13 protein-coding genes and 1 riboswitch are annotated in these 20,407 nt (G+C 66.2%); of the genes, 9 read left to right on the top strand and 4 right to left on the bottom strand.

Translation table 11 applies throughout. The features are described from left to right. Window positions 1-110 precede the first annotated feature (110 nt). A complete protein-coding gene (locus HMPREF2674_RS05470) occupies window positions 111-1,721 on the bottom strand; it encodes a dehydrogenase (protein WP_070825045.1) in 1,611 nt (536 codons plus the stop codon). 433 nt (window positions 1,722-2,154) lie between these two features. Between HMPREF2674_RS05470 and HMPREF2674_RS05465 the strand changes: the two genes are divergently transcribed. Continuing rightward, window positions 2,155-4,668, top strand: a complete 2,514-nt coding sequence (locus HMPREF2674_RS05465) for a helix-hairpin-helix domain-containing protein (RefSeq protein ID WP_210400123.1) — start codon at window positions 2,155-2,157, stop codon at window positions 4,666-4,668. Window positions 4,669-4,891: 223 nt separating this feature from the next. Here the strand turns inward: HMPREF2674_RS05465 and HMPREF2674_RS05460 are convergent, their stop codons facing one another. Both HMPREF2674_RS05460 and HMPREF2674_RS05455 read right to left on the bottom strand, forming a co-directional pair. Further along, a complete protein-coding gene (locus HMPREF2674_RS05460) occupies window positions 4,892-5,728 on the bottom strand; it encodes an aldo/keto reductase (protein WP_070825044.1) in 837 nt (278 codons plus the stop codon). A gap of 154 nt (window positions 5,729-5,882) precedes the next feature. Then, the gene (locus tag HMPREF2674_RS05455) at window positions 5,883-10,001 is read right to left on the bottom strand and encodes a DEAD/DEAH box helicase (RefSeq protein WP_070825043.1); all 4,119 of its coding nucleotides are present in this window, start codon (window positions 9,999-10,001) and stop codon (window positions 5,883-5,885) included. 257 nt (window positions 10,002-10,258) lie between these two features. Further along, window positions 10,259-10,390, top strand: a riboswitch (SAM riboswitch). Window positions 10,391-10,425: 35 nt separating this feature from the next. Here HMPREF2674_RS05455 and HMPREF2674_RS05450 point away from each other — a divergent pair. The 3 genes from HMPREF2674_RS05450 (at window position 10,426) to HMPREF2674_RS05440 (ending at window position 13,658) form a co-directional block, all read left to right on the top strand. Continuing rightward, window positions 10,426-10,653 (top strand): hypothetical protein, encoded by a 228-nt coding sequence (locus HMPREF2674_RS05450; RefSeq protein ID WP_049342913.1) that lies wholly within the window; start codon window positions 10,426-10,428, stop codon window positions 10,651-10,653. 10 nt (window positions 10,654-10,663) lie between these two features. Then, entirely contained in the window at window positions 10,664-11,098 is a 435-nt protein-coding gene (locus tag HMPREF2674_RS05445) for a PIN domain-containing protein (RefSeq protein WP_070825042.1), read from the top strand. 133 nt (window positions 11,099-11,231) lie between these two features. Further along, on the top strand, window positions 11,232-13,658 hold the full coding sequence (locus tag HMPREF2674_RS05440; protein ID WP_070825041.1) for a cell division protein PerM: 2,427 nt from the start codon (window positions 11,232-11,234) through the stop codon (window positions 13,656-13,658). Between the two features lie 72 nt (window positions 13,659-13,730). Here HMPREF2674_RS05440 and HMPREF2674_RS09125 read toward each other — a convergent pair whose 3' ends face one another. After that, a complete protein-coding gene (locus HMPREF2674_RS09125; RefSeq protein ID WP_053090097.1) occupies window positions 13,731-14,354 on the bottom strand; it encodes a hypothetical protein in 624 nt (207 codons plus the stop codon). 215 nt (window positions 14,355-14,569) lie between these two features. On the opposite strand from HMPREF2674_RS09125, the gene purN reads away from it, so the two are divergent. From purN to HMPREF2674_RS05410, 5 genes are all read left to right on the top strand, one after another. After that, entirely contained in the window at window positions 14,570-15,127 is a 558-nt protein-coding gene (gene purN, locus HMPREF2674_RS05430) for a phosphoribosylglycinamide formyltransferase (RefSeq protein WP_070825040.1), read from the top strand. Between the two features lie 212 nt (window positions 15,128-15,339). Beyond that, window positions 15,340-16,950: a bifunctional phosphoribosylaminoimidazolecarboxamide formyltransferase/IMP cyclohydrolase gene (gene purH / locus HMPREF2674_RS05425; protein WP_070679463.1), complete on the top strand. Its 1,611-nt coding sequence runs from the start codon at window positions 15,340-15,342 to the stop codon at window positions 16,948-16,950. 203 nt (window positions 16,951-17,153) lie between these two features. Next, the gene (locus HMPREF2674_RS05420; RefSeq protein WP_049333070.1) at window positions 17,154-17,735 is read left to right on the top strand and encodes a TetR/AcrR family transcriptional regulator; all 582 of its coding nucleotides are present in this window, start codon (window positions 17,154-17,156) and stop codon (window positions 17,733-17,735) included. A gap of 255 nt (window positions 17,736-17,990) precedes the next feature. After that, window positions 17,991-19,265, top strand: coding sequence for a serine hydroxymethyltransferase (glyA, locus tag HMPREF2674_RS05415; protein WP_070825039.1), 1,275 nt, complete (start codon window positions 17,991-17,993; stop codon window positions 19,263-19,265). 178 nt (window positions 19,266-19,443) lie between these two features. Beyond that, window positions 19,444-20,322 (top strand): bifunctional methylenetetrahydrofolate dehydrogenase/methenyltetrahydrofolate cyclohydrolase, encoded by an 879-nt coding sequence (locus HMPREF2674_RS05410; RefSeq protein ID WP_049333066.1) that lies wholly within the window; start codon window positions 19,444-19,446, stop codon window positions 20,320-20,322. The last annotated feature ends 85 nt before the right edge of the window (window positions 20,323-20,407 follow it).

The raw sequence follows: 20,407 nt of genomic DNA, 5'->3' as shown, positions 1-20,407 counted from the left end.
GCCCGCGCCCCCACCTCCTTTGCAGGAGGTGGGGGCGCGGGCTTTCGCTATCTCCAGGGATGAACCCGAGAGGCTCTAGAGATGAACCAGAGAGGCTCGGGGGAGTGCGCTTAGACGGAAGCCATCTCAGCCTCTTCGGCAAGCGGGTCGTTGTCGTCATCGGTGCGGTAGAAATCCCAGCGTTCACAACCGCAACCCGAACGCATCGCCTCGATGACGGCGGCAGCTGCCTCCAGCGGGTCGAGCGCGTGCAGATTCCACAGCGCATGCACCGGTACCGGGTGCCTCCAGCCGTGCTCCTGCAGGAACTCCGGGTCGAAGGCGGGCAGCGCCTCGACGGTGGGTTCAAGCTCGCAGAGGAAACCGGTGGGGGAGCGGAAAACCGTCACCACGGGGGTCGGGTCGGCATCTTCCAGGCAGGCTCCGTCGAAGAAGTAGTAGGTGCTCAGGCGGCGGTTCCAGGCAAGCTGCGCGAGGCGTTCGCCGAAGACTTCCACCGTCTGCTCCCACTGGGTGCGGTGGTACGCCGCAAGGTCGGTGTGGGCGGTCTGCACCACGCCGATGCCCTGCTCGGTGAGTTCGCGGGCGCTCAGACGTGCGGGTTCTGCCGGTTCCGCGGGGGCGTCCGCAGGGGAGCCGTTCGGGGTATCCAACTCTGCTAGTTCTGTTTCGGGGATCTCAGCGTTAGTCAGCTCAGCCTCAGCGTTAGTCAGCTCAGCGTCGAGGAGCTCAAGCTCCTCAGCGGCACTCGATTCAGCAGCGTTCGCCTCAGCGGCACCCGACTCCACGGCAGCTACGTTGGCTTCGTTTTTCGTCCACAGGCGCAGCTCGCGGGCAATCTGCGTGCGTCCGCGATGCAGGGCCGTCTGCCAGGAACCGAACTTGGCGCGTACCGCACCCAGCGGCGGCACCTGCTCAATGAGCGTGGGAATGGTAGACCAGTAGCCGTAGTTCAGCGCCGTCGGCTCGCGGTCGTAGCGGGCGCAATAGCTCAAAAACAGGCTCAGAGTCTTCGGTGCAAAATCCTCGGGTATCGCCGCGGCGTCGATATACCACTCGTTCTCGAGCGCCTCCGCCGGGTAAATGCCGGTGCGGAGCATACCCAAGGACCAGTCGCCGTCACCGAGGTAATCGTTGACCGTCTGTGCGGGAGCAGGCCACGCGGATTCGCCCTCCATACTGGAGGCGAGCAGGGTGTACAGGCTACCGCCCTCGGTGCCGATTTCTTTCACGCCGCGCTGCCTGATGTCCTCGAGGGTCTGCGCGTAGGCTTCTTCCTCCAGCTGGGAGTAGGGGTGTGCGGCAAGGTACTTGAGCGTTGCCCCAATCTTCGCCAGAACGTGCGCAATGTCTTCATTGTTGAAGTGGCGTGCCTCCAGCGCGGATGGCAGGTCGTGAATAATATCGCAATCAAGAATCAGTGCCGCGTACTCGGGCTCCGGAGGCAAATCGTAGGCTTCCGCGAAAACGTACCAGAGACCGCATGCGAGCACCGTGTAGCTCGGGGCGTCTGCCGTGACCGGGCCAAACTGCCAGATGCCGGAGCTCAGCGCATAGTTCAGGTACTTCTTGTTGATGTGCGGGTACAGAAAGTTGAGGCGGCGGAGAACCTGGGTAGGGGTGAACCCCAGCGCGGCGAGTTCGGCGATGAGTTCCGCGTACTCGTCGTGAAAATCTAAGTAGCCCTCCGGCGCGTTTGATAGCGCGGTGCGTTCGCGCATGGGTCCCTCTTTCCTCTGCAGGTGGGCGGCACATCGTCGTACCGTGCCGTCGCACCCTGTATTTCTGCGAGCAGAAAAGGTCGTGCGGGCGGCCGCGCCACCCCCAATCTGCATAAAAGCGAGAAAAATTTTAAAAAATACATCCTTTTAGTTCAAAAATAGTTGAACGTTATATAGGCGTTCAAGCGGCGGGGCCGATAATCAGCTAACTAACCAAAAGATGACGCGGGAGGCGGCAGAGGCCCAAATGATGCAGAACCGCCCGTCGGCTGTACGCACTCGGGTTCTGCTGCTGAGCTCGGGGGAGCCCGGCGGCTGAGGCCGGGCGGGGTCGATACTACCCCGGCAGGCTCGGCGGCGGCCTCGGGGATCCCGACAGCGGGCCCGGCGGCCCGGCTCCCGGAGCGTCGGCGAAGTATGCGAAACTGGAGGGATGAGCGAACACCCCCTCCCGAGCAGCATCGCGCCGCGCGGCGCATCCGCCAACGAGTCGCACCCCGAACCGAACTGTAGCCGACAGGACCGTGACGGGCGGGCCGAGCGGGCCCCCTCCTCGCACCTTGTCTCGGTACTCGCCGCAGAGCTCGGCATCGCCCCGCACCGCATCGGCGCCGCCGTGGCACTGCTCGACGCAGACAACTCCGTGCCCTTCATCGCCCGCTACCGCAAAGAAGCGACGGGCGCGCTCACCGACACCCAGCTGCGCGCCATCCAGACCCGCCTGGGTCAGCTACGCGCCCTCGAAGAGCGCCGCGCCCGCGTGCTCGAGGCGCTCACCGCGCGCGCCGACGAAGGACTCATCGACCCGCTCACCCTGCTGCAACTGCGTTCCTCGCTCATGAACGCCGCCACCGTGGCAGACGTGAACGCCCTCTACGCCCCCTACCGTAGCGAGCGCGTGACCCGCGCGCAGCTGGCGCGCGCCGCCGGGCTCGACTCCCTCGTCGAGGACCTGCTGGAGGTGCCCCTCGCCGACGCGCACGCCATCGCCGCCGCCTACATCACCGACGGCACCGAAGACGATGAGGATATTGAGGCTGCAGAGGCGGACGAAGCCCTGCAGATTCACAGTGCCGAAGAGGCCCTCGACGGTGCCCGCGCGATCCTGATTGACCGTGCCCTCACCGACCCGGTGCTGAGCGAAAAGCTCCTCAAGCGCCTGCGTGAAGGCGGCGTGATTGAGTCCCGCGTGATTGCCGGTCAGGAAAGCATTGGTGCGAAGTTCTCCGACTATTTCGCCTTCTCGGATCGTATTCGTTCCATTCCGCCGCACCGCGTGCTGGCGCTGCACCGCGCCAAGGATGCCGGCGTGGTGCGCCTCAAGGTGGATGTGGCACCCGCCCCCGTGGCGCTCAGCCGCCTGCGTGGTGCCGCCCGCGCCGAAGCTGAGGCCGCCGCAGAAAATTACGAGAACGTCCGTTCTGCATACGAGCGTGAAGTGGCCGCCGCGCTGCGCATCCCCGTGCAGGTGCTCAACACCGTCGACGACGAAGACCGCGTACTCGGCTGGCTCGCCGCCACCGTCCGCACCGCATGGCGCAGCCACCTGCGCCCGCGCCTTGCCGAACGTATCCGCCACCAGCTACTCGACGCCGCCGCACAGCACGCCACCGAGGTGTTCGCATCCAACCTGCGCGATATTCTGCTCGCCGCACCCGCCGGACACAAGACCACCCTCGGCCTGGACCCGGGTCTGCGCCACGGCGTGAAATACGCCGTGGTCGACGGTACCGGTGAGCCGCTGCGCGTGGGCACCGTCTACCCGCACGCCCCGCGCAACCAGTGGGAGGAGGCGCTGCGCGAACTCGCCGCCGCCTGCCGCGAGGAGCACGTGGAGCTCATCGCCATTGGCAACGGCACCGCAAGCCGCGAAACCGACAAGCTCGCCAGCGAACTGATCCGCACCCTGCGTGAGGAAGGCGCAGAAGCACCCCAGAAGGTGACCGTTTCTGAGGCGGGCGCTTCCGTCTACTCCGCCTCGGCACTTGCCGCTGCCGAGCTACCCGACTACGACGTGATCGTACGCGGCGCCGTCTCCATTGCCCGCCGCCTGCAGGACCCGCTCGCCGAGCTCGTCAAAATCGACCCGCAGTCCATCGGCGTGGGCCAGTACCAGCACGACGTGCCGCCCGCCGCCCTGCGCCGCGCCCTCAACGACACCGTTGAAGACTGCGTGAACGCCGTGGGTGTGAACCTCAACAGCGCCTCCGTGCAGCTGCTCGCGCACGTGGCGGGCGTGGGCACCGCGACCGCCGAACGCATCGTCGCCTACCGCACCGAACACGGTCCCTTCGCGAACCGTCAGCAGCTGCTGAACGTGCCGCGCCTGGGTGCGAAAACCTTCCGCCAGGCGGCAGGATTCATTCGCATCCGCGGCGGTGAGGAGCCGCTGGACGCCTCCGCGGTGCACCCGGAAGCCTACCCGCTCGCGCGCCGCATTATTGCCGACGCGCAGGCACGCAATGGCGCCCACTGGGTTGCTGGCGCCCTGGGCACCTCGGACGGTAGTGACCCGCTTGCCGGGCTGAATCCCGCCGACTACGTGCAGGATAGTCACGAACAGGACAGCCACGTGCCGGAGAGCGTGGAAGTCGCCGCCGGTGTGTACACGGTCGAGGACATCTTCGCCGAGCTGCGCCGCCCCGGCCTGGACCCGCGCGGTAGCTTCCGCACCGCCCGATTCTCCGAGTCCGTCTCGCGTTTTGAGGATGTGCGCCCCGGCATGGTGCTCGAAGGTACCGTCTCGAACGTGGCGGCATTCGGCGCGTTCGTGGATATTGGTGTGCATCAGGACGGCCTCGTGCACATCTCGCAGATGAGCCGCGGGTTCGTGGCGAACCCGCACGACATTGTGCGTAGCGGCGACATCGTGCGGGTGCGCGTCGTGGAGGTTGACCCGGTCCGCCGCCGCATCTCCCTCTCGCTGCTGGTGGAGGACGAGAGCTAATCGTCGAAAACTGGCGGGCGGGAGTTAGTTACGAAGCGCCCGCCAGGATAGCTGATGGTTTGCCGAACAATCCAAGAACGAGCGTTCGCCAAAACTGGTCTTCGAAAGCCCGAAAAGCCGCGCCGCCAGGGCACGCAAAAGCCCCGACAAGCACTATCTGTGCCTGTCGGGGCTTTACTCTGCCTAGCTTCAAGCCCCTAGACGCGGGACTCTACGCTCCAGCTTAGAAATCAATGTTCGCCGGGTCAGGGCCGATGCGACCCTCGGGGGTGGAGAGCGCATCCACAGCCGCGATGTCCTCAGCGGTCAGCTTCACGTTCACCGACGCCAGGTTCTCCTCAATACGAGAGGGGGTCTCGGACTTCGGGATAGCCACGGTGCCCTTAGCCAGGTGCCATGCCAGCACGACCTGCGCGGGGGTTGCGCCGTGGCGCTCCGCGATCTCAGCCAGCACGGGGTTCTGCAGCAGATCGCTACCGTTGCCCAGCGGGCTCCACGCCTCGGTCACGATGCCGTACTCGGCGTGAACGGCGCGCAACGCCTCCTGCGAGAAGTAGGGGTGCAGCTCAACCTGGTGGATGACCGGAACCACGCCGGTCTCCTCGATGATCTCGCGCAGCTGCTCCTCGGGGAAGTTCGAAACACCAATGGAACGGACCTTACCCTGCTTCTGCAGCTCAATCAGCGCACGCCAAGAATCCAGGTACAGGCCCTGCTGCGGCTTAGCCCAGTGAATCAGGTACAGGTCAACGTAGTCGGTACCCAGCTTCTCCAGGGAAGCCTCGAATGCCTCGAAAGCGCTCTCGTAACCCTGGTCAGAGTTCCACAGCTTGGTGGTGAGGAAGATATCTTCGCGAGGCACGTCAGAGTTAGCGATAGCGCGGCCCACGCCCGCCTCGTTGCCGTAGCTAGCGGCGGTGTCGATGTGGCGGTAGCCGATCTCCAGGGCGGTGCTCACAATCTTCTCGGCGACCTCGTCCTCAACCTGCCACACGCCGTAGCCCAGCTGGGGGATGCTGCGGCCGTCGTTGAACTTTACGTTCGGTACGTTGTAGCTCATGATGCTCCTTCGGTTTCTGCGGGGGAGGCGAGGCCTCCGCGGGGTCTATTGGTTCTCTATGCTACGCCCGCGGCCGAGGTGAAGACGAGTCGGTTGTGCCTCGAGCTTAACGATGCGAAGAATCATGACGAGTCGCGGCGGGGGAGAGGGGCCGCTATCTCGCGTCTTTCTCATCCGGCAGCGCGAAGAGCTCGCGCACATCCTCGGCCGTGACCGCCGCGGAGGCGAACTCGCCCTCGCCGACCACCGCATCGAAGAGCGCGGCCTTCGAGGCCTTCAGCTGCATGACCTTCTCCTCAATCGTGCCCTCGGCGACCAGCCGGTACACGTGCACCTCACGCTCCTGGCCGATGCGGTGAATACGGTCCACGGCCTGCTGCTCGGCGGCTGGGTTCCACCACGGATCCATGATGAACACGTGGTCCGCCTCGGTCAGGTTCAGACCGAAACCGCCGGCCTTGAGCGAAATCAGGAACACCGGCGCGGCCCCGGCGCGGAACGCCTCGATGACCTCGGCGCGGTTGCGGGTCGAACCGTCCAGGTACAGGTGGTCGATGCCCTTCTCGCTCAGGGCCCGGGCGATGCTCTTCAGGTAACCGGTGAACTGGCTGAATACCAGCACGCGGTGCCCGCCGGCCAGTAGCTCGGGTAGCCGCTCCACCAGGTACTCGCGCTTCACCGAGGTGACGCCCTCGTAGGCATCCGGGTCGATGAGCGCGGCATCCAGGGCCAGGCGGCGCAGCAGCGTCAGCGACTGGAAGATCGTGAACCGGTTCTTGTTCATATCCTCCAGCAGGCCCAGAACCTTCTGGCGCTCACGCTGCAGGTGCGTGTCATAGATGCGGCGGTGGCCGGGAGCCAGCGGCAGGTTCACGCGCACATCGTTCTTCGCCGGAAGCTCAGCCGCTACCAGCTCCTTGGTGCGGCGCAGCATGAGCGGCCGGATGCGCCGGCGCAGGCGAGCGGTCGTGGCGGCCGCGTGCGCGGGGTCCTCACCGGATTCGGCCGGGCGGGCGTACAGGTCGCGGAAGGCGCGGGCGGAGGGGAAGAGCCCGTCCGCCACAATCGCCAGCAGTGCCCACAGCTCCATGAGGTTGTTCTCCAGGGGCGTGCCGGTCATGGCAATCTTGGCGCGCGCGGGCATGGCGCGGGCGATAGACCAGGCGCGGGTGCCGGTATTTTTGACGAATTGCGCCTCGTCCAGCAGGAGCGCACCCCAGCCGGGGGTGCCGGGGCCCTCCCCCGAGCCGAGCCCGGCCGCGTAGGAGGCGTACGCGTCCTCGTCCATGCGTAGCAGCGTGTAGCTGGTCAGCACCAGGTGCGCCCCGGCCACGCGTTCGGCCAGCGGGGTCTTGCCGGCGGTGGTTTCGGTGATGGTGACGACCTTCGCCTCGGGCAGGAAGCGTTCGGCCTCCGCCGCCCAGTTCGAGATGACGGAGGTCGGCGCGACCACGAGGAAGGGCGCGAACGGCTCGACGGGGGCCGCAGCGCGGTGCTCCTCGATGGCGTGGGCGAGCAGGGCGAGGGCCTGCACGGTCTTGCCCAGGCCCATGTCGTCGGCGAGAATACCGCCCATGCGGTGCTCGTAGAGGAAGGTGAGCCAGCAGTAACCCTCCACCTGGTAGGGGCGCAGGGTGGCCTGCAGGCCCGCGGGGACCGGGTACTCTCGGTTTAGGTTCGGGCGCGCCGAGCCCGGTTCGTTACGCTTGCCGTGGGCATCGGGGCTTGCTGCGGGCTTATCCGCACCGTCTGCGGGTTCGGTTTCGCGGGCCTCGGAGGCCTCCACGAGTGCCAGCAGGGAACGCACCTGCTCATCCCAGCGCCGGGTGGTCTGCACGCTGGCCGCCAGTGATTCCAGCTCGGAGAACAGCCCGGCCTGGTGCCGGTTGATGCGCAGCTCGCCGCCCGCCTCGTCGAGCTCCCGCGCCTCCGCGATGAGGGTGCGCAGGGTCTTAAACTCGGGTCGGCGCAGCGAGAAGTAGGTGCCGTTGCCTAGCAGGATGCGGTCCGCCCCGCGGTCGAGCGCCTCAAAAATCTGGGCGAAGGGCACGGTCCAGTTATTCACCTTCACAGCGATGCCCAGCCCGAACCAGTCGCGCGAATTGCCTTCGGTGACGGTTACCTCGATGAGCGCGTCGGTGGCTTCCACGAACTCGGGTGGGGTGCCGTTGAAACGCACCCGAACGGCGGAAATGCGGCGTAGTTTCGGCAGTACGGCGCTCAGCAGCTCGCGGGTTTCCCAACCCTCGACGCGGCGCTCTTCTAAGCTGGCCAGGGCCGGATGCGCGGCCAGCACCGAGCGCACCGAGCGTAGCACGCGGGCCTCGAAGCGCTCGTCGCGCACCTCGCCGCCCTCCTCGCCGGGGTACCCGAAGGCCGGCAGGCGCTGAACGCCGGATTCGTGTTCGGGGTCGGCCTCGAAGGGGTTGAGAGGGTACTCCCAGTGCCAGCCCAGCTGCGCGTCGTGGCGAACCTCCTCATCGAAGGTCAGCTCGAGCACCAGGCGCGGCGGGGTGACGGACGGCAGGGCCAGGGCCGGGTCGGGGGTGAGCGCGGGTACGGAGCGGCTGAGAGCCGGCAGAAAATCGCGCTGGAACGCGGGGCGTTCGGAGGCGGGAATCTCAACGGTCCCAGCCGAGATGAGCGCCTCGGAGGCAGCGTCGAGCGGCTCGACCAGGGGGATGAGCGCCAGGTCCACGCCCTCGGGGAGGTTCGGAACCGCGGCCTGCTCCGACTGCATGGGATTAGCCGACTGCACGGGATTCGCCGCCTGCGCGGCCTGCTCCGACTGAGCGGAATCCGCCGACTGCACGGTTTGCTCAGACTGCACGGTTTGCTCAGACTGCACAAAGGCGCCGCGCCCCACCTCGTCCAGCGCGCCCGGCCGGGCGGTCTTCCAGTGCACGGCCTTGGCGGCCTGCTCGTACTCCTGCTGCGCAAGCCCGCCGAGCGCGAAGAAGCCGGTGCGGGGCGTGCCCATGGGGTGGCAGTGGGCGGCCGGAAGCCAGAGCTGGCGCAGAAGCTCGCCCTCGCGCCCCTCCCAGCTCAGCGCGGCCTCGAGGAGCAGACCCCCGTCCGGGCTCTCCTCGGAGTCCTCGGGCAGGGCGGCGGCGCGCAGGCGCACCCGCGCGGGCGGCAGGATGGCGTACTCCACCTCGCGTCCGTTGATTAGTAGCGGCAGGCCGATTTCCTCGGCGCGTGCGAGCACATCCCAGAGCAGGGCAGAGCCCGCGGCGCTGAGCGAAATCCAGTCGCGGTGCGAGGAGTACATGTTCTGCCAGGGGCGGGCAATCGAGTAGAGCTCGGCGAAGAAACGCTCGTGCTCCGGGTAGATGTCGTGGCGGCCGACCGGCCCGCCCACGCTCGAGGCGAAAGTGTCCCAGGTGAGGCCGCCCTTGACCCAGCGGCCGGTTTTGGAGCGCATGAGCGGGCGCGCGAGTAGATTGATGGCCGGGGTCGCCCCGGGCATGTTGCGGCCGCGCGCGTAGGATCCCGAGACGCTCATCGACAGGTCGAGCGCGCCGCTGACCCGTAGCGAATCGATGCCGGAAAGGTCCTGACGTGCGGAAAGAACCGAGGAGAGATTCTTGCGCCAGGCCGAAATCTTGGAGGCGGGTGCCTCTGCCTGCAGGCTCGGGGAGGCGCCTAGCTCGTTGAGCGCAAAGCTTCCCTGGGGGTTTTCGGGCTCGACAGCCGCTGCATCGGGTGCGGGCAGTTTCGCCGCGGTGGTGAGTGCACCGGAGGCTCGCAGTGCTGCGAGCGGGTCGGCGGATTTCTTCGCCTCCGCAACGTCCGCGCTCTTTGAACCTGTGAATCCCTTTGCATCTGTCGCCACCTTCGCAGCGGTAGCCTTCGTTACGGCACCGGGTACGCCGACCGGTCCGGGGTGTTCGCTGAGTGCCTTTTTCGCCACGGAGGCGCGGTCCAGCGCGGTGAGCATGAGCGCCACGGCGTGCTTGCAATTGCTGACGACCGGGCAGGTGCATCGGGCCGCGAAGGCAGCCGAGCCGGCGCGCGGGGGGAAGAACCGAATCGTCACCTCGTAGGGCACGAGGGTGCTTCCGTTAACGAGTCCGGTGAGGGTGCGGTTGTCCTCGTCGTAGCTGTAGCGCACGACCTCGCGGTTGCGCTGATAGGCGGCCCCGCGCTGGTAGGTGCGGTGGCCGACCTGTCGAATGATTTGGGGTACGGTGACGGGGATTTCGGGGAAAGGATTGTTGGGCACCTGCCCATTATCTCGCATCGGGTGAGGTACCGCCCGGCGGGCGGTCATTGCCTCTCGATCGTGCGCGCTCCGAGGGTTTAACGAGGCGAATTGAACACGCTGAAAGCGGCCGCCGCGCCCCGCGCGGGATTGGTCTGCGTGCTCGCGGAGGGGTGAAAGCGAGGGGCTACCGAGGGTCAAATATTACGCGTCGAGACTGCCATGGAACGTTTGTAAACGCTTTGATTAGTAAAAATACATGTGACCTGAATCTTTTGTGAAGAACGCTTTACTTAAGGTGAGAACGTGCTGTAAGCTGGAGCCAGCTTCAAGAGTTTCGACTGATAAGCTCCGACTATGGTCGAACGCCAACCCCATGTTCACGGGTGGCTCGGATGACGAAGCGGTTTGTATTCACCACCCTCAGAGGTGGTAACCGGTACAGACAAGAGCAACGCGAAAGGATCGCGCCACTCACGGCGCAGGTTGTCACATGTACAACGGCTCTGCAACCGAAGCAGTAATCTCTCTGAACCCCTCCCGCTCCTACCAGGACAGCCTGCGTGCCGCAGCAGTTCCCGCTCGAGGCGGTTTCACCGCGGTCAGTATTGACGACTACTCCCGCATTTCTTCTAAGCGCGACGAGTTCCTGAACTTCCTTCTTCTGCCCAACCCCGAGGGTATTCCCGCCATCGAAATCGCCGGTCTGCGCGTAGCGTAGCATTAGGGGTATGAACTTTTCCGGTATGCTCCTGGACTCCGACGTTCTCGCGGAGATTCGTAAGGCGAATCCAGACCCCGCCGTGGTGGCGTTTCTGCGCCGCCGCTCGTTTCGCCACATGTACATTTCGGTGTTGAGCATTGGTGAGCTCAAAGGCCTCTACCCCTACCCCGAGACCGACCGTTGGATTACCGAGCTGCTCGAACGCTTCGGTGACCACGTCATTAACGTGGATGCGCGCGTGAGCCTCGAGTGGGCGGGCCGCCAGGCCCCGCGCGGTCAGCACGCGGTGGGGCGCGACGACGCCGACCCCCTCCCCACGGCCGCCCTGGAGGGGCTGATGGCTGCGAGCGCAAGCGCCTACGATCTGGAGCTGGTCTCCTCGAAGGCGCAGGTGTACCGTTCCTGGGGCGTGAACGCATCCAACCCCTGGACCGATCAATAGGGGTGCCGCAAAGATTCCCGCCGAGGGACTAACCCAAAAACTGACGCGACGTGCAAAAATCCGTCTCCGAGGGCCATCACCGGCCCTTCCGGAGGCGGGTTTCGTCGTTAATTCGTGGCATGATTGAAGGACGATGAAAAGCACCTCACCTATCTCCCGCTATTCCATGCCCATGCCCCTGTGGCTTCAGGGCGTCGTTGAGCTGATTCTGACCGCCCTGATGTCCGGTGTCCTGGTGGTGGCCGCCATGGCTGCCGTGTGGGCGACGAACGGTTTTGGCGGCACGGAGTTCTCGTCGGTGGCCGCGATGTCGGCCCACCTGTGGCTCCTGATTCACGGCGTTCCCCTGGACCTCTCGGCTGTCTTTGGCACCTCCGCGGGCACCATGACCCTGGTGCCGCTGGGCCTGAGTATTCTGCCGTTGCTATTTTGCTACCGTTCCGGTCGCAGGCTGGCGCGCGCCTCGTACGAGGGGGAGTTCCTCATTCCGGTACTCTCGGGCTCGGTGACCTACGCGCTGATTTGTTCGGCGGTGTACGGTTGGGCGAGCCCGAGCCCGAAGCCGCTGCAGGTGTTGAACGCTGCGCTGGTGCCGCTGGGTATCGTGGTGGTCGGCCTGATGTGGGGCGGCTACCGCGAGGCGCGTTCGCTTTCGCGCATGGTGGGTGTTGATACGGCGGAGCAGATTTCGCAGATGAGCCAGTACTCGCGCTGGGCCGGGTCCTACGCGTGGGCTGTGGTGCGCGCGGCGGTGGTTGCCGCGGTGGCCTTCGTGGGCCTGGGCGCGCTGCTACTGGCCCTGGGTATTCTGGGCGGGTGGTCGCAGGTGGTGGCCACCTACCAGGAGCTGCACGCGGGCCCGGTGGGTGATACCGCTGTGACGCTACTGCAGTTGGGCTTCCTGCCCAACCTGGTGATTTACGCGATGGCCTGGTCGACCGGTGCCGGTTTCGCCTTTGGGGCGGGTACCTCGATCGGCCTGACGAGTAGCAATGCCGGGTCCCTGCCGATGCTGCCGATCCTGGGTGCGGTTCCTGAGTCCCTGGGAAGCGCCGGCCTGCTGGGTCTGCTGGTTCCGGTGGCCGCCGGCGCGATTGCCGGTTGGTGGTTCCTGCGTGAGGGTGAGGATCACCTGGACGAGTGGGTCGCCCTGAAGGTGCCGTTCCGTCCGCTTTCAGCCCTGCTATCCTCGCTTGCGCTGGGCGTGCTGACCGGTTTGCTGACTTCTCTGGCCGCCCTGTGGCTGGGTTGGATTTCCTACGGCTCGTTGGGCGTCGGCCGCTTCATCGAGGTGGGTGCCGAGCCGCTGAGCTTTGCGGGCCACACGGCTCTGTGGGTGGGGCTCGGCGTGGCTCTGGGTAACCTGCTCAGCCGCGCCCTGGTGCCCGATAGCAGCCGCGATCTGCCGCGATTTGCCGATGAGCGCCCGAACCTGGGCGAGCGCCTGATGAGCCTTGGTGCTTCCGCGAAGGAGCGCCTGGCTCAGCGTCGCGCGGAGCGTGCGGCCGAGCGTGAGGAACGCCGAGCTGCCGAGGAAGCCGAGGCTGAGCGTCGCGAGGCGGAGGAAGCTGAGGAAGCCAAGCGCCGTGAGGAGGAAGCTCGCAAGGCAGAATCCAAGCGCAAGGCCGAGGCCGAGCGTCGCGCCCGTGAGGAGGCCGAGGAGGCCAAGCGCCGCGAGGAAGAAGCCGAGCGCAAGGCCGCCGAAGATTCCCGAAAGAGCGAGCCGAGCTCCGAGGACCCTGAGAACGAGGACTCCGAGCACGAGGACTCCGAGCACGAGGACTCGCAGGAGCCCTCCGAGGCGCACACGATTGTGGACGAGGTAGCCACCGGCCACGTGCCGGTGCACCCGCAGGAGCCCGTGCACGCCTACCCCCTGGAGGCTTCCGACCCCGTGGCCGAGCGCGCCCTGGCGGATGCGCTCGCCGAGGTCGTTCCCGACGAGGATCTGCCCGAGCCGGTGGAATCCGATCTCTCCATCCCCGAGTTTATGAACCCCGAGCCCGAAAAACTCGAGCCCGCTTCCGCCGCGTCCGAGACCGGTTCGAAGAGCGAGAAGAAGGCGGCTCCGAAGTCCGCGGAAATCTCGAAGTCTTCCGCGAAGACCGCGGGGGAAGGCCCCGCCGAACCCGAGGACGCCTCCGAAAGCGCCGAGCCCGCTCGCCCGCGAGGCCGTGCCGGGCGCATCATGGCGTACTTCGGTTTCGGCGTTCAGCCCGCCGAAGGCTCCGAAGATGCCGCTCCCGACCGTTCGGAGCACGAAGCCTCCGAGGCCCCGGAGACCGAGCCCTCCGCGGCGGAACAGCGCGCCCGCAAGCGCCGCGAGAAGAAGGCGGCCAAGAGCGAGCGCAAGGCGCAGAAGAAGGCCGGGGGAGAGCGTGACTTCATGGAACGCGAGCTAGAGGTGCTCTCCGCCGACCAGGCCATGAACCGTATCTTTGGCGTGCGCGCCCAGACCGGCATCCTGCCGCTTCTGACCGACGAGGCCTCCACCGTGGAGCTGCCCCCGCTGCCGACCGGGGAAGAGGCTACCGGCTCGCAGGCCCCGAAGAAGAAATAGCTCGAAAAATAGCACGAAACCCGCGCGAGGATGACTCGTGCGGGTTTCGTGCTGTGTGCGCTCCGGCCGCCGCTAACGGGAGGAGGCCCCTGCCGTGCTGCCGGTGCCCGCGAAGCTGTCCATGCTGTTCTGGAGCATCTGGTCGCAGGTGTACATATCGGTGCCGGTCAGCGCGGCCGTGCGGCACTCGCGGTACTCCTGCATCCCCGGCATGACGGCCAGACCGATTCCGCCGATCACGGTCATGAGGCTGTAGAGGATGCTGAGGGAGGCGGCAACGTAGAAGATCCAGGGGCCGCGCGCGCTCGCGGTGCGCACGATGGCCCAGACGTTCAGCCCCATGCCCACCAGCGCGAAGAGGAAAAGGCCCAGGAAGTAGGGCATGGGGGAGAGTACGAAGGAGGAAGCCCCGAAGATGAGTAGCACGGAGACAACGAGAACCATGGCCGTGCGGAGCAGGATGCGCTGGCGCTGTAGCGGGTCCATCGGCGGCTTGCCGGGGTTTCCGCCGCCGGACTGATGCGCGCCCGGCGCGCTGGGGTACTGTGCGCCGGGGTGCTGTCCGCTGTACCTGCCGGGGGTCGGCGGCCCCTGGTGCTGTCCCTGCTGCGGGTTGGAGGCGGGGCTCTGCTGCTGAGCCTGCTGCTGAGGGTTGCGGGGCTGGTCGTTCGGGGTGTTCGGCGGGGGAGTAGACATAGCTTTAAGGGTACCGTCCCTTCGGGCGTGGGGCCCGCCGCGCCTCCGTTCGTTCGCCTTCCGCGTCCGGACTGCTGGAGCCCTCCGCTCTTCCGACCGTCCCGGCCTACCGAGCGCTGCCGCAATACCTTCTCCCGTTAACGCGGGCGACCCTCTCTCCGAGCTCCCGCAACGCATGTGAGATGGGCTATACTGGTTGGGTGCGAATTGTGGTTATGGTATCCGGATCCGGAACGAATCTTCAGTCCATTCTCGACGCCGTAGCGGCGGGCGAGCTTCCCCTCGACATTGCGGCTGTTGGCGCCGACAAACCCTGCCTGGGTATCGAACGCGCCCAGGCCGCCGGCGTGCCCACTTTCCTGGTGCAGCCCAGCGACTACGCAGACCGCCCGGCGTGGAACCGCGCCCTCGAAGAGAAGATTGCCTCCTACGAGCCCGATTACATCGTGTTCGCCGGCTTCATGCGCATCGTGGATGCGCAGCTGGTCGAGCGCTTCAGCAACCGCATTATCAACACCCACCCCGCCCTGCTGCCCTCCTTCCCGGGCGCACACGGCGTGCGTGACGCCCTGGCCCACGGCGTGAAGATTACCGGCCTGACCGTGCACTTCGTCGACGCCGGCGTTGATACCGGCCCCATCCTGGCGCAGGCCGCCGTGCCCGTGCTCGACGGCGATACCGAAGAAACTCTGCACGAACGCATCAAGGTGCAGGAGCGCCGCCTGCTCGTGCAGACCGTCGCCGACCTCGCGCAGAAGCACTCTGCCGCATAAGTTTTTCATACGGCGGGTGGAGCGCACGCTCCGATTCCCCGCCCGTACAGACGTACCGTCGCGCCCCACCGCCCGAGTGGGGGCACCCCGTGCCCGGCGCGACGGCGGGGGTAAACCCCACCCGCACATCCCGCCCGCCGGGGCGGACTCACATCCATCCACCAGCCGTGCCGCCGCATGTGCCGGGCACGGTGCAAAGTATCGGAGTATTTGTGTCTCTTATTGAGCTCGATCGCGTGCCCCTGCGCCGCGCCCTCATTTCTGTCTACGACAAGACCGGCCTGGAGGATTTCGCCCGCGGTCTGCACGAGGCCGGCGTGGCCCTGGTGTCCACCGGTTCGACCGCGGCGACCATTGCGGCCGCAGGCGTTCCCGTCACCGAGGTGACCGAGGTGACCGGCTTCCCCGAGTGCCTCGAGGGCCGTGTGAAGACCCTGCACCCGCGCATCCACGCCGGTATTCTGGCTGACCGCCGCAAGCAGGAGCACATCGACACCCTCGGCGAGCTGGACGTCGAGCCCTTCGATCTGGTCGTCGTGAACCTGTACCCCTTCGTCGAGACCGTGGCTTCGGGTGCGGATCAGGACGCCATCATTGAGAAGATCGACATTGGCGGCCCCTCCATGGTTCGCGCAGCTGCAAAGAACCACGATGCCGTCGCAATTGTGGTGGACCCGGCCGACTACGAGCGCACGGTTGAGGCCGCTAAGAACGGTGGCTTCTCGCTGGAGGAGCGCCGCCGCCTGGCCGCTGGCGCATTCGCCCACACCGCCGCCTACGACACCGCCGTGGCTACCTGGACCGCATCCCAGTTCCTGCAGGACGAGGACGCCAACTTCTGGCCCCCGTACGCCGGCCTGGGCTTCGAGCGTAGCGAGACCCTGCGCTACGGCGAGAACCCGCACCAGCGCGCCGCCCTGTACGTCAACCCGGCGGCCGCCCCCGGCATTGCACAGGCCGAGCAGCTGCACGGCAAGGCCATGAGCTACAACAACTACGTTGACGCCGACGCCGCCCTGCGCGCCGCCTACGACTTCGATGAGCCGGCCGTCGCCGTTATCAAGCACAACAACCCCTGCGGTATCGCCGTGGCAACCCCCGGCGCGGCTGACCCCATTGCGGACGCTCACGCGAAGGCTCACGCCTGCGACCCGCTGTCCGCATACGGTGGCGTGATTGCCGCTAACCGCCCGGTGACCGCCGAAATGGCGCGCACCGTCAAGGGCATCTTCACCGAGGTTGTCGTGGCCCCCGGCTACGAGCCCGAGGCCCTGGAGATTCTGCGCGAGAAGAAGAACCTGCGCCTGCTGGTTCTGCCCGAGGGCTTTAGCCGCGATGCCATCGAGTACCGCCCCATCTCCGGCGGCGCGCTCTTCCAGGAGGCCGACCGCCTGCAGGCTGAGGGCGACGACCCGAAGAACTGGACCCTGGTTGCCGGCGAGCCCGCCGATGAGGCCACCCTGCGCGACCTCGAATTCGCGTGGCGTGCACTGCGCTCGCCCAAGTCGAACGCCATTCTGCTGGCCGATAACGGCGCCGCAGTGGGCATCGGCATGGGCCAGGTGAACCGCGTGGACTCCTGCAAGCTGTCCGTTGAGCGTGCGAACACCCTCGGCGGCGAGGGTAACGAGCGTGCCCGCGGTGCGGTTGCCGCATCCGATGCGTTCTTCCCCTTCGCTGACGGCCTGCAGGTTCTGCTGGACGCCGGCGTGCGTGCCGTTGTGCACCCGGGCGGTTCGATCCGTGATGAGGAAGTTATCGAGGCCGCTAAGGCTGCCGGCGTGACCATGTACCTGACCGGTACCCGCCACTTCTTCCACTAAGATTTTGCGGCTACGCGTACCGCCGCGGCCGGTTACGGCCGGGCGGGCGTGAGCGCGTGAGTGAGGCGGGGTGCCCCGGATTTTCGGGGCACCCCGCCTTTTTATGGAATTTTTATTCTATTTTTTGCGTTTTGGCGCTCCACAGCTCGGAAGGTGCGCCCGGAAGGCGCGCGGAGCGCCAAAAAATTCGCTAGGATTAGGTTGTGCCTAAAGTCAGCGAAGAATACAAAAAGAACAGGCGTTCTCAGATTGTAGAGACCGCCCGCGAGTGTTTCATCAAGCACGGCTACCAGAAGGCCTCAATGAGCGAGATCATCGCCGCCACCGGCCTGTCTGCTGGAGCCATCTACAATCACTTCTCCTCCAAGGATGAGATTATCCTCGCCGCCGCGCGCATGGACCTGGCTCCCTTCGACCGCATCCGCGCCGAGCAGCCCTGGGACTACGTGTTCGGGTGCCTGAAGGTGCTGGACACCCCCAAGGTGCGCCGTCACCTGCTGGTGACCTGGGGCGAGGCGGTCTCCATGCCGCAGCTGGGTGCCGTGGTTTCCGAGCAGCTAACCTACCTGCGCGATCAGGCCCTGGAGCGCTACCGCGCCTGGGGCGCCGCTGAACTGGACTTCACCGATGAGGAGCTCGAGGAATGGCTGACCGTCATCGGCGCGGCCGTGCTCTCTGTGCTGACCGGTTACGTGGTGCAGACCCAGCTGGTGGCCGGCGGTAAGAAGGATAGCGCCCGCGAGGCCTACCTGGAGTACGCCTCCGCCATCCTGCGCCAGGCTTAGGACTCACCGACCTGCGCCGCCTTGCCGATAGGCCCGCCGGGGCGTGTCAAGCGTCCCGCACCGGTACCATACCGGCGCCGTAAAACTTCATCATGATGCATCCCAAAGCCCGTTTTCCTTCTCGAAGGAAAGCGGGCTTTACGGTATTATGAGGTGTAGCTCATATTTTTTCATTCAGGGTTTTCAGCCGCAGACACTGCCGCAGCCCCGATGACGAGCCACTGAAGATACCGTAAAAACACTCCCAGGAGCGTAATGTCCGAGCAGAAGATCCTCGAGATGCCCCTCGCCGACCTCGACCCCGAGGTAGCAGAAGCCATTGAGCTGGAGCGCAAGCGCCAGCAGAACACCCTCGAGATGATTGCATCCGAGAACTTTGTCCCCCGCGCTGTGATGCAGAGCCAGGGCTCGGTGCTGACCAACAAGTACGCTGAGGGATACCCCGGCCGCCGCTACTACGGCGGCTGCGAGTACGTCGATATCGTTGAGGACCTCGCCATTGCCCGTGTGAAGGAGCTCTTCGGCGCGGAGCACGCGAACGTACAGCCCCACTCCGGCGCGCAGGCGAACAACGCCGTCATGCACGCGCTGCTGAACCCCGGCGACACCATCATGGGTCTGTCCCTGGCGCACGGTGGCCACCTGACCCACGGTATGAAGCTGAACGTCTCCGGCAAGCTGTACAACGTTGTCGCCTACAGCGTGGACGAGAACGGCTACGTTGACATGGAGCAGGTGCGCGAGCTGGCCCTGGCCGAGCGCCCCAAGCTGATTATCGCCGGCTGGTCCGCGTACCCCCGCCAGCTGGACTTCGCCGCATTCCGCGCGATTGCCGACGAAATCGGCGCGTACCTGTGGGTGGACATGGCACACTTCGCGGGCCTGGTGGCTGCGGGTCTGCACCCGAACCCCGTCCCGCACGCACACGTGGTGTCCTCCACCGTACACAAGACCCTGGGCGGCCCCCGCTCGGGCTTCATCCTCTGCACCGAGGAGCTGAAGAAGAAGATTGACTCGGCCGTGTTCCCCGGCCAGCAGGGCGGCCCGCTCATGCACGTGATCGCCGCGAAGGCTACCGCGTTCAAGATTGCCGCATCCGAGGGCTTCAAGGAGCGTCAGAAGCGCACCATTGAGGGCGCGCAGATCCTGGCGAAGCGCCTGCTGGAGCAGGACGTGAAGGACGCCGGCGTTTCGATTGCCTCCGGCGGCACCGACGTTCACCTGGTGCTCGTCGACCTGCGCCACCACGCGCTCAACGGCAAGGAGGCGGAGGACCTGCTGCACGACGCCGGCATCACCGTCAACCGTAACGCCGTTCCGAACGACCCGCGCCCGCCGATGGTGACCTCCGGTCTGCGCATCGGCACCTCCGCGCTGGCAACCCGCGGCTTCGACGCCGAGGGCTTCACCGAGGTGGCTGACATCATCGCCTCCGTGCTACTACCGAACCCGGACATCGCGGCCCTGCGCGCTCGCGTGGATGCACTCTGCGCCAAGTACCCCCTCTACCAGGGCAGCGAGAACTGGTAGAACCGTGAATGACCCCGTTCGCTCATCCGCCCGTGTGGCCGATGCGCGGACGGGGTTATTTCGCCCTCCGCCCGCCGTCCCGGACCCGCTCTATCGGTGAGGCGCGGCGGGGCCCCAAGAACCCAACACATAGACCATCCGTTTCGGCGAACCCGCCGTAATCTATGGAAGGAAAACAATGCCCCAGATTCTAGACGGTAACGCAACCGCTGCCGCCATCAAGGCGGAGCTGAAGGAGCGCGTCGAGGCGCTGAAGGCTAAGGGCATCACCCCCGGCCTGGGCACCGTCCTGGTCGGTGACGACCCGGCATCCCGCTCCTACGTGGGCGCTAAGCACCGCGACTGCGCGGAGATCGGTATTAACTCCATCCGCGTGGACCTGCCCGGCGATATCACCCAGGAGGAGCTCGACGCTGAGATTGACAAGCTGAACAACGATCCGGCCTGCACCAGCTACATTGTGCAGCTGCCCCTGCCCAAGCACCTGGACACCAACCGCGTGCTCGAGCGCATCGCCCCCGAGAAGGACGCCGACGGCCTGCACCCGACCAACCTCGGCAAGCTCGTGCTGAACGTTTCGGAGCCGCTGGATTCCCCGCTGCCCTGCACCCCGAACGGCGTGATTGAGCTCGTTAAGCGCCACGGCATCGACTGGAACGGCAAGAACGTGGTGGTGCTCGGCCGCGGCATTACCGTGGGCCGCCCGCTGGGTCTGCTGCTGACCCGCCGCGAGGTGAACGCCACCGCAACCCTGGCTCACACCGGCACCCAGAACCTCGATGAGGTGCTGCGCGAGGCCGACGTCATCGTCGCCGCTGTGGGCGTGCCCCACGTGCTGAAGGCTCACCAGGTCAAGGAGGGCGCAATCCTGCTGGACGTGGGTGTTTCCCGCGCCGAGGATCCCGAGACCGGCAAGAAGAAGCTCTTCGGTGACGTCTCGCCCGAGGCCGCCGAGAAGGCCTCGTGGGTGTCCCCGAACCCCGGTGGCGTGGGCCCGATGACCCGCGCCGAGCTGCTGGTGAACGTGGTGGAGACCGCGGAGCGTCAGGCCGCGTAGGTCCCCGCGACGTTCGCATAGACCCGTAACGAAAGACCCGTAGCGAAAGGGCGGTGCCCCGGTAGAGCAAATCTACCGGGGCACC

This window comes from Rothia sp. HMSC062F03 (assembly GCF_001836905.1).
In the GTDB taxonomy this organism is placed as follows: domain Bacteria; phylum Actinomycetota; class Actinomycetes; order Actinomycetales; family Micrococcaceae; genus Rothia; species Rothia mucilaginosa_A.
Note: the sequence above shows the minus strand (reverse complement) of the source record. Positions and strands in the feature narration are given on the sequence as shown.

What these genes read in the sequence shown, in the direction of transcription:
- HMPREF2674_RS05410 (WP_049333066.1), top strand. Translation starts at nt 19,444, where the DNA reads ATGCCCCAGATTCTAGACGGTAACGCAACCGCTGCCGCCATCAAGGCG.
- HMPREF2674_RS05440 (WP_070825041.1), top strand. Translation starts at nt 11,232, where the DNA reads ATGAAAAGCACCTCACCTATCTCCCGCTATTCCATGCCCATGCCCCTG.
- HMPREF2674_RS05460 (WP_070825044.1), bottom strand. Translation starts at nt 5,728, where the DNA reads ATGAGCTACAACGTACCGAACGTAAAGTTCAACGACGGCCGCAGCATC.
- HMPREF2674_RS09125 (WP_053090097.1), bottom strand. Translation starts at nt 14,354, where the DNA reads ATGTCTACTCCCCCGCCGAACACCCCGAACGACCAGCCCCGCAACCCT.
- HMPREF2674_RS05445 (WP_070825042.1), top strand. Translation starts at nt 10,664, where the DNA reads ATGAACTTTTCCGGTATGCTCCTGGACTCCGACGTTCTCGCGGAGATT.
- purN (WP_070825040.1), top strand. Translation starts at nt 14,570, where the DNA reads ATGGTATCCGGATCCGGAACGAATCTTCAGTCCATTCTCGACGCCGTA.
- HMPREF2674_RS05470 (WP_070825045.1), bottom strand. Translation starts at nt 1,721, where the DNA reads ATGCGCGAACGCACCGCGCTATCAAACGCGCCGGAGGGCTACTTAGAT.
- glyA (WP_070825039.1), top strand. Translation starts at nt 17,991, where the DNA reads ATGTCCGAGCAGAAGATCCTCGAGATGCCCCTCGCCGACCTCGACCCC.
- HMPREF2674_RS05465 (WP_210400123.1), top strand. Translation starts at nt 2,155, where the DNA reads ATGAGCGAACACCCCCTCCCGAGCAGCATCGCGCCGCGCGGCGCATCC.
- HMPREF2674_RS05455 (WP_070825043.1), bottom strand. Translation starts at nt 10,001, where the DNA reads ATGACCGCCCGCCGGGCGGTACCTCACCCGATGCGAGATAATGGGCAG.
- HMPREF2674_RS05450 (WP_049342913.1), top strand. Translation starts at nt 10,426, where the DNA reads ATGTACAACGGCTCTGCAACCGAAGCAGTAATCTCTCTGAACCCCTCC.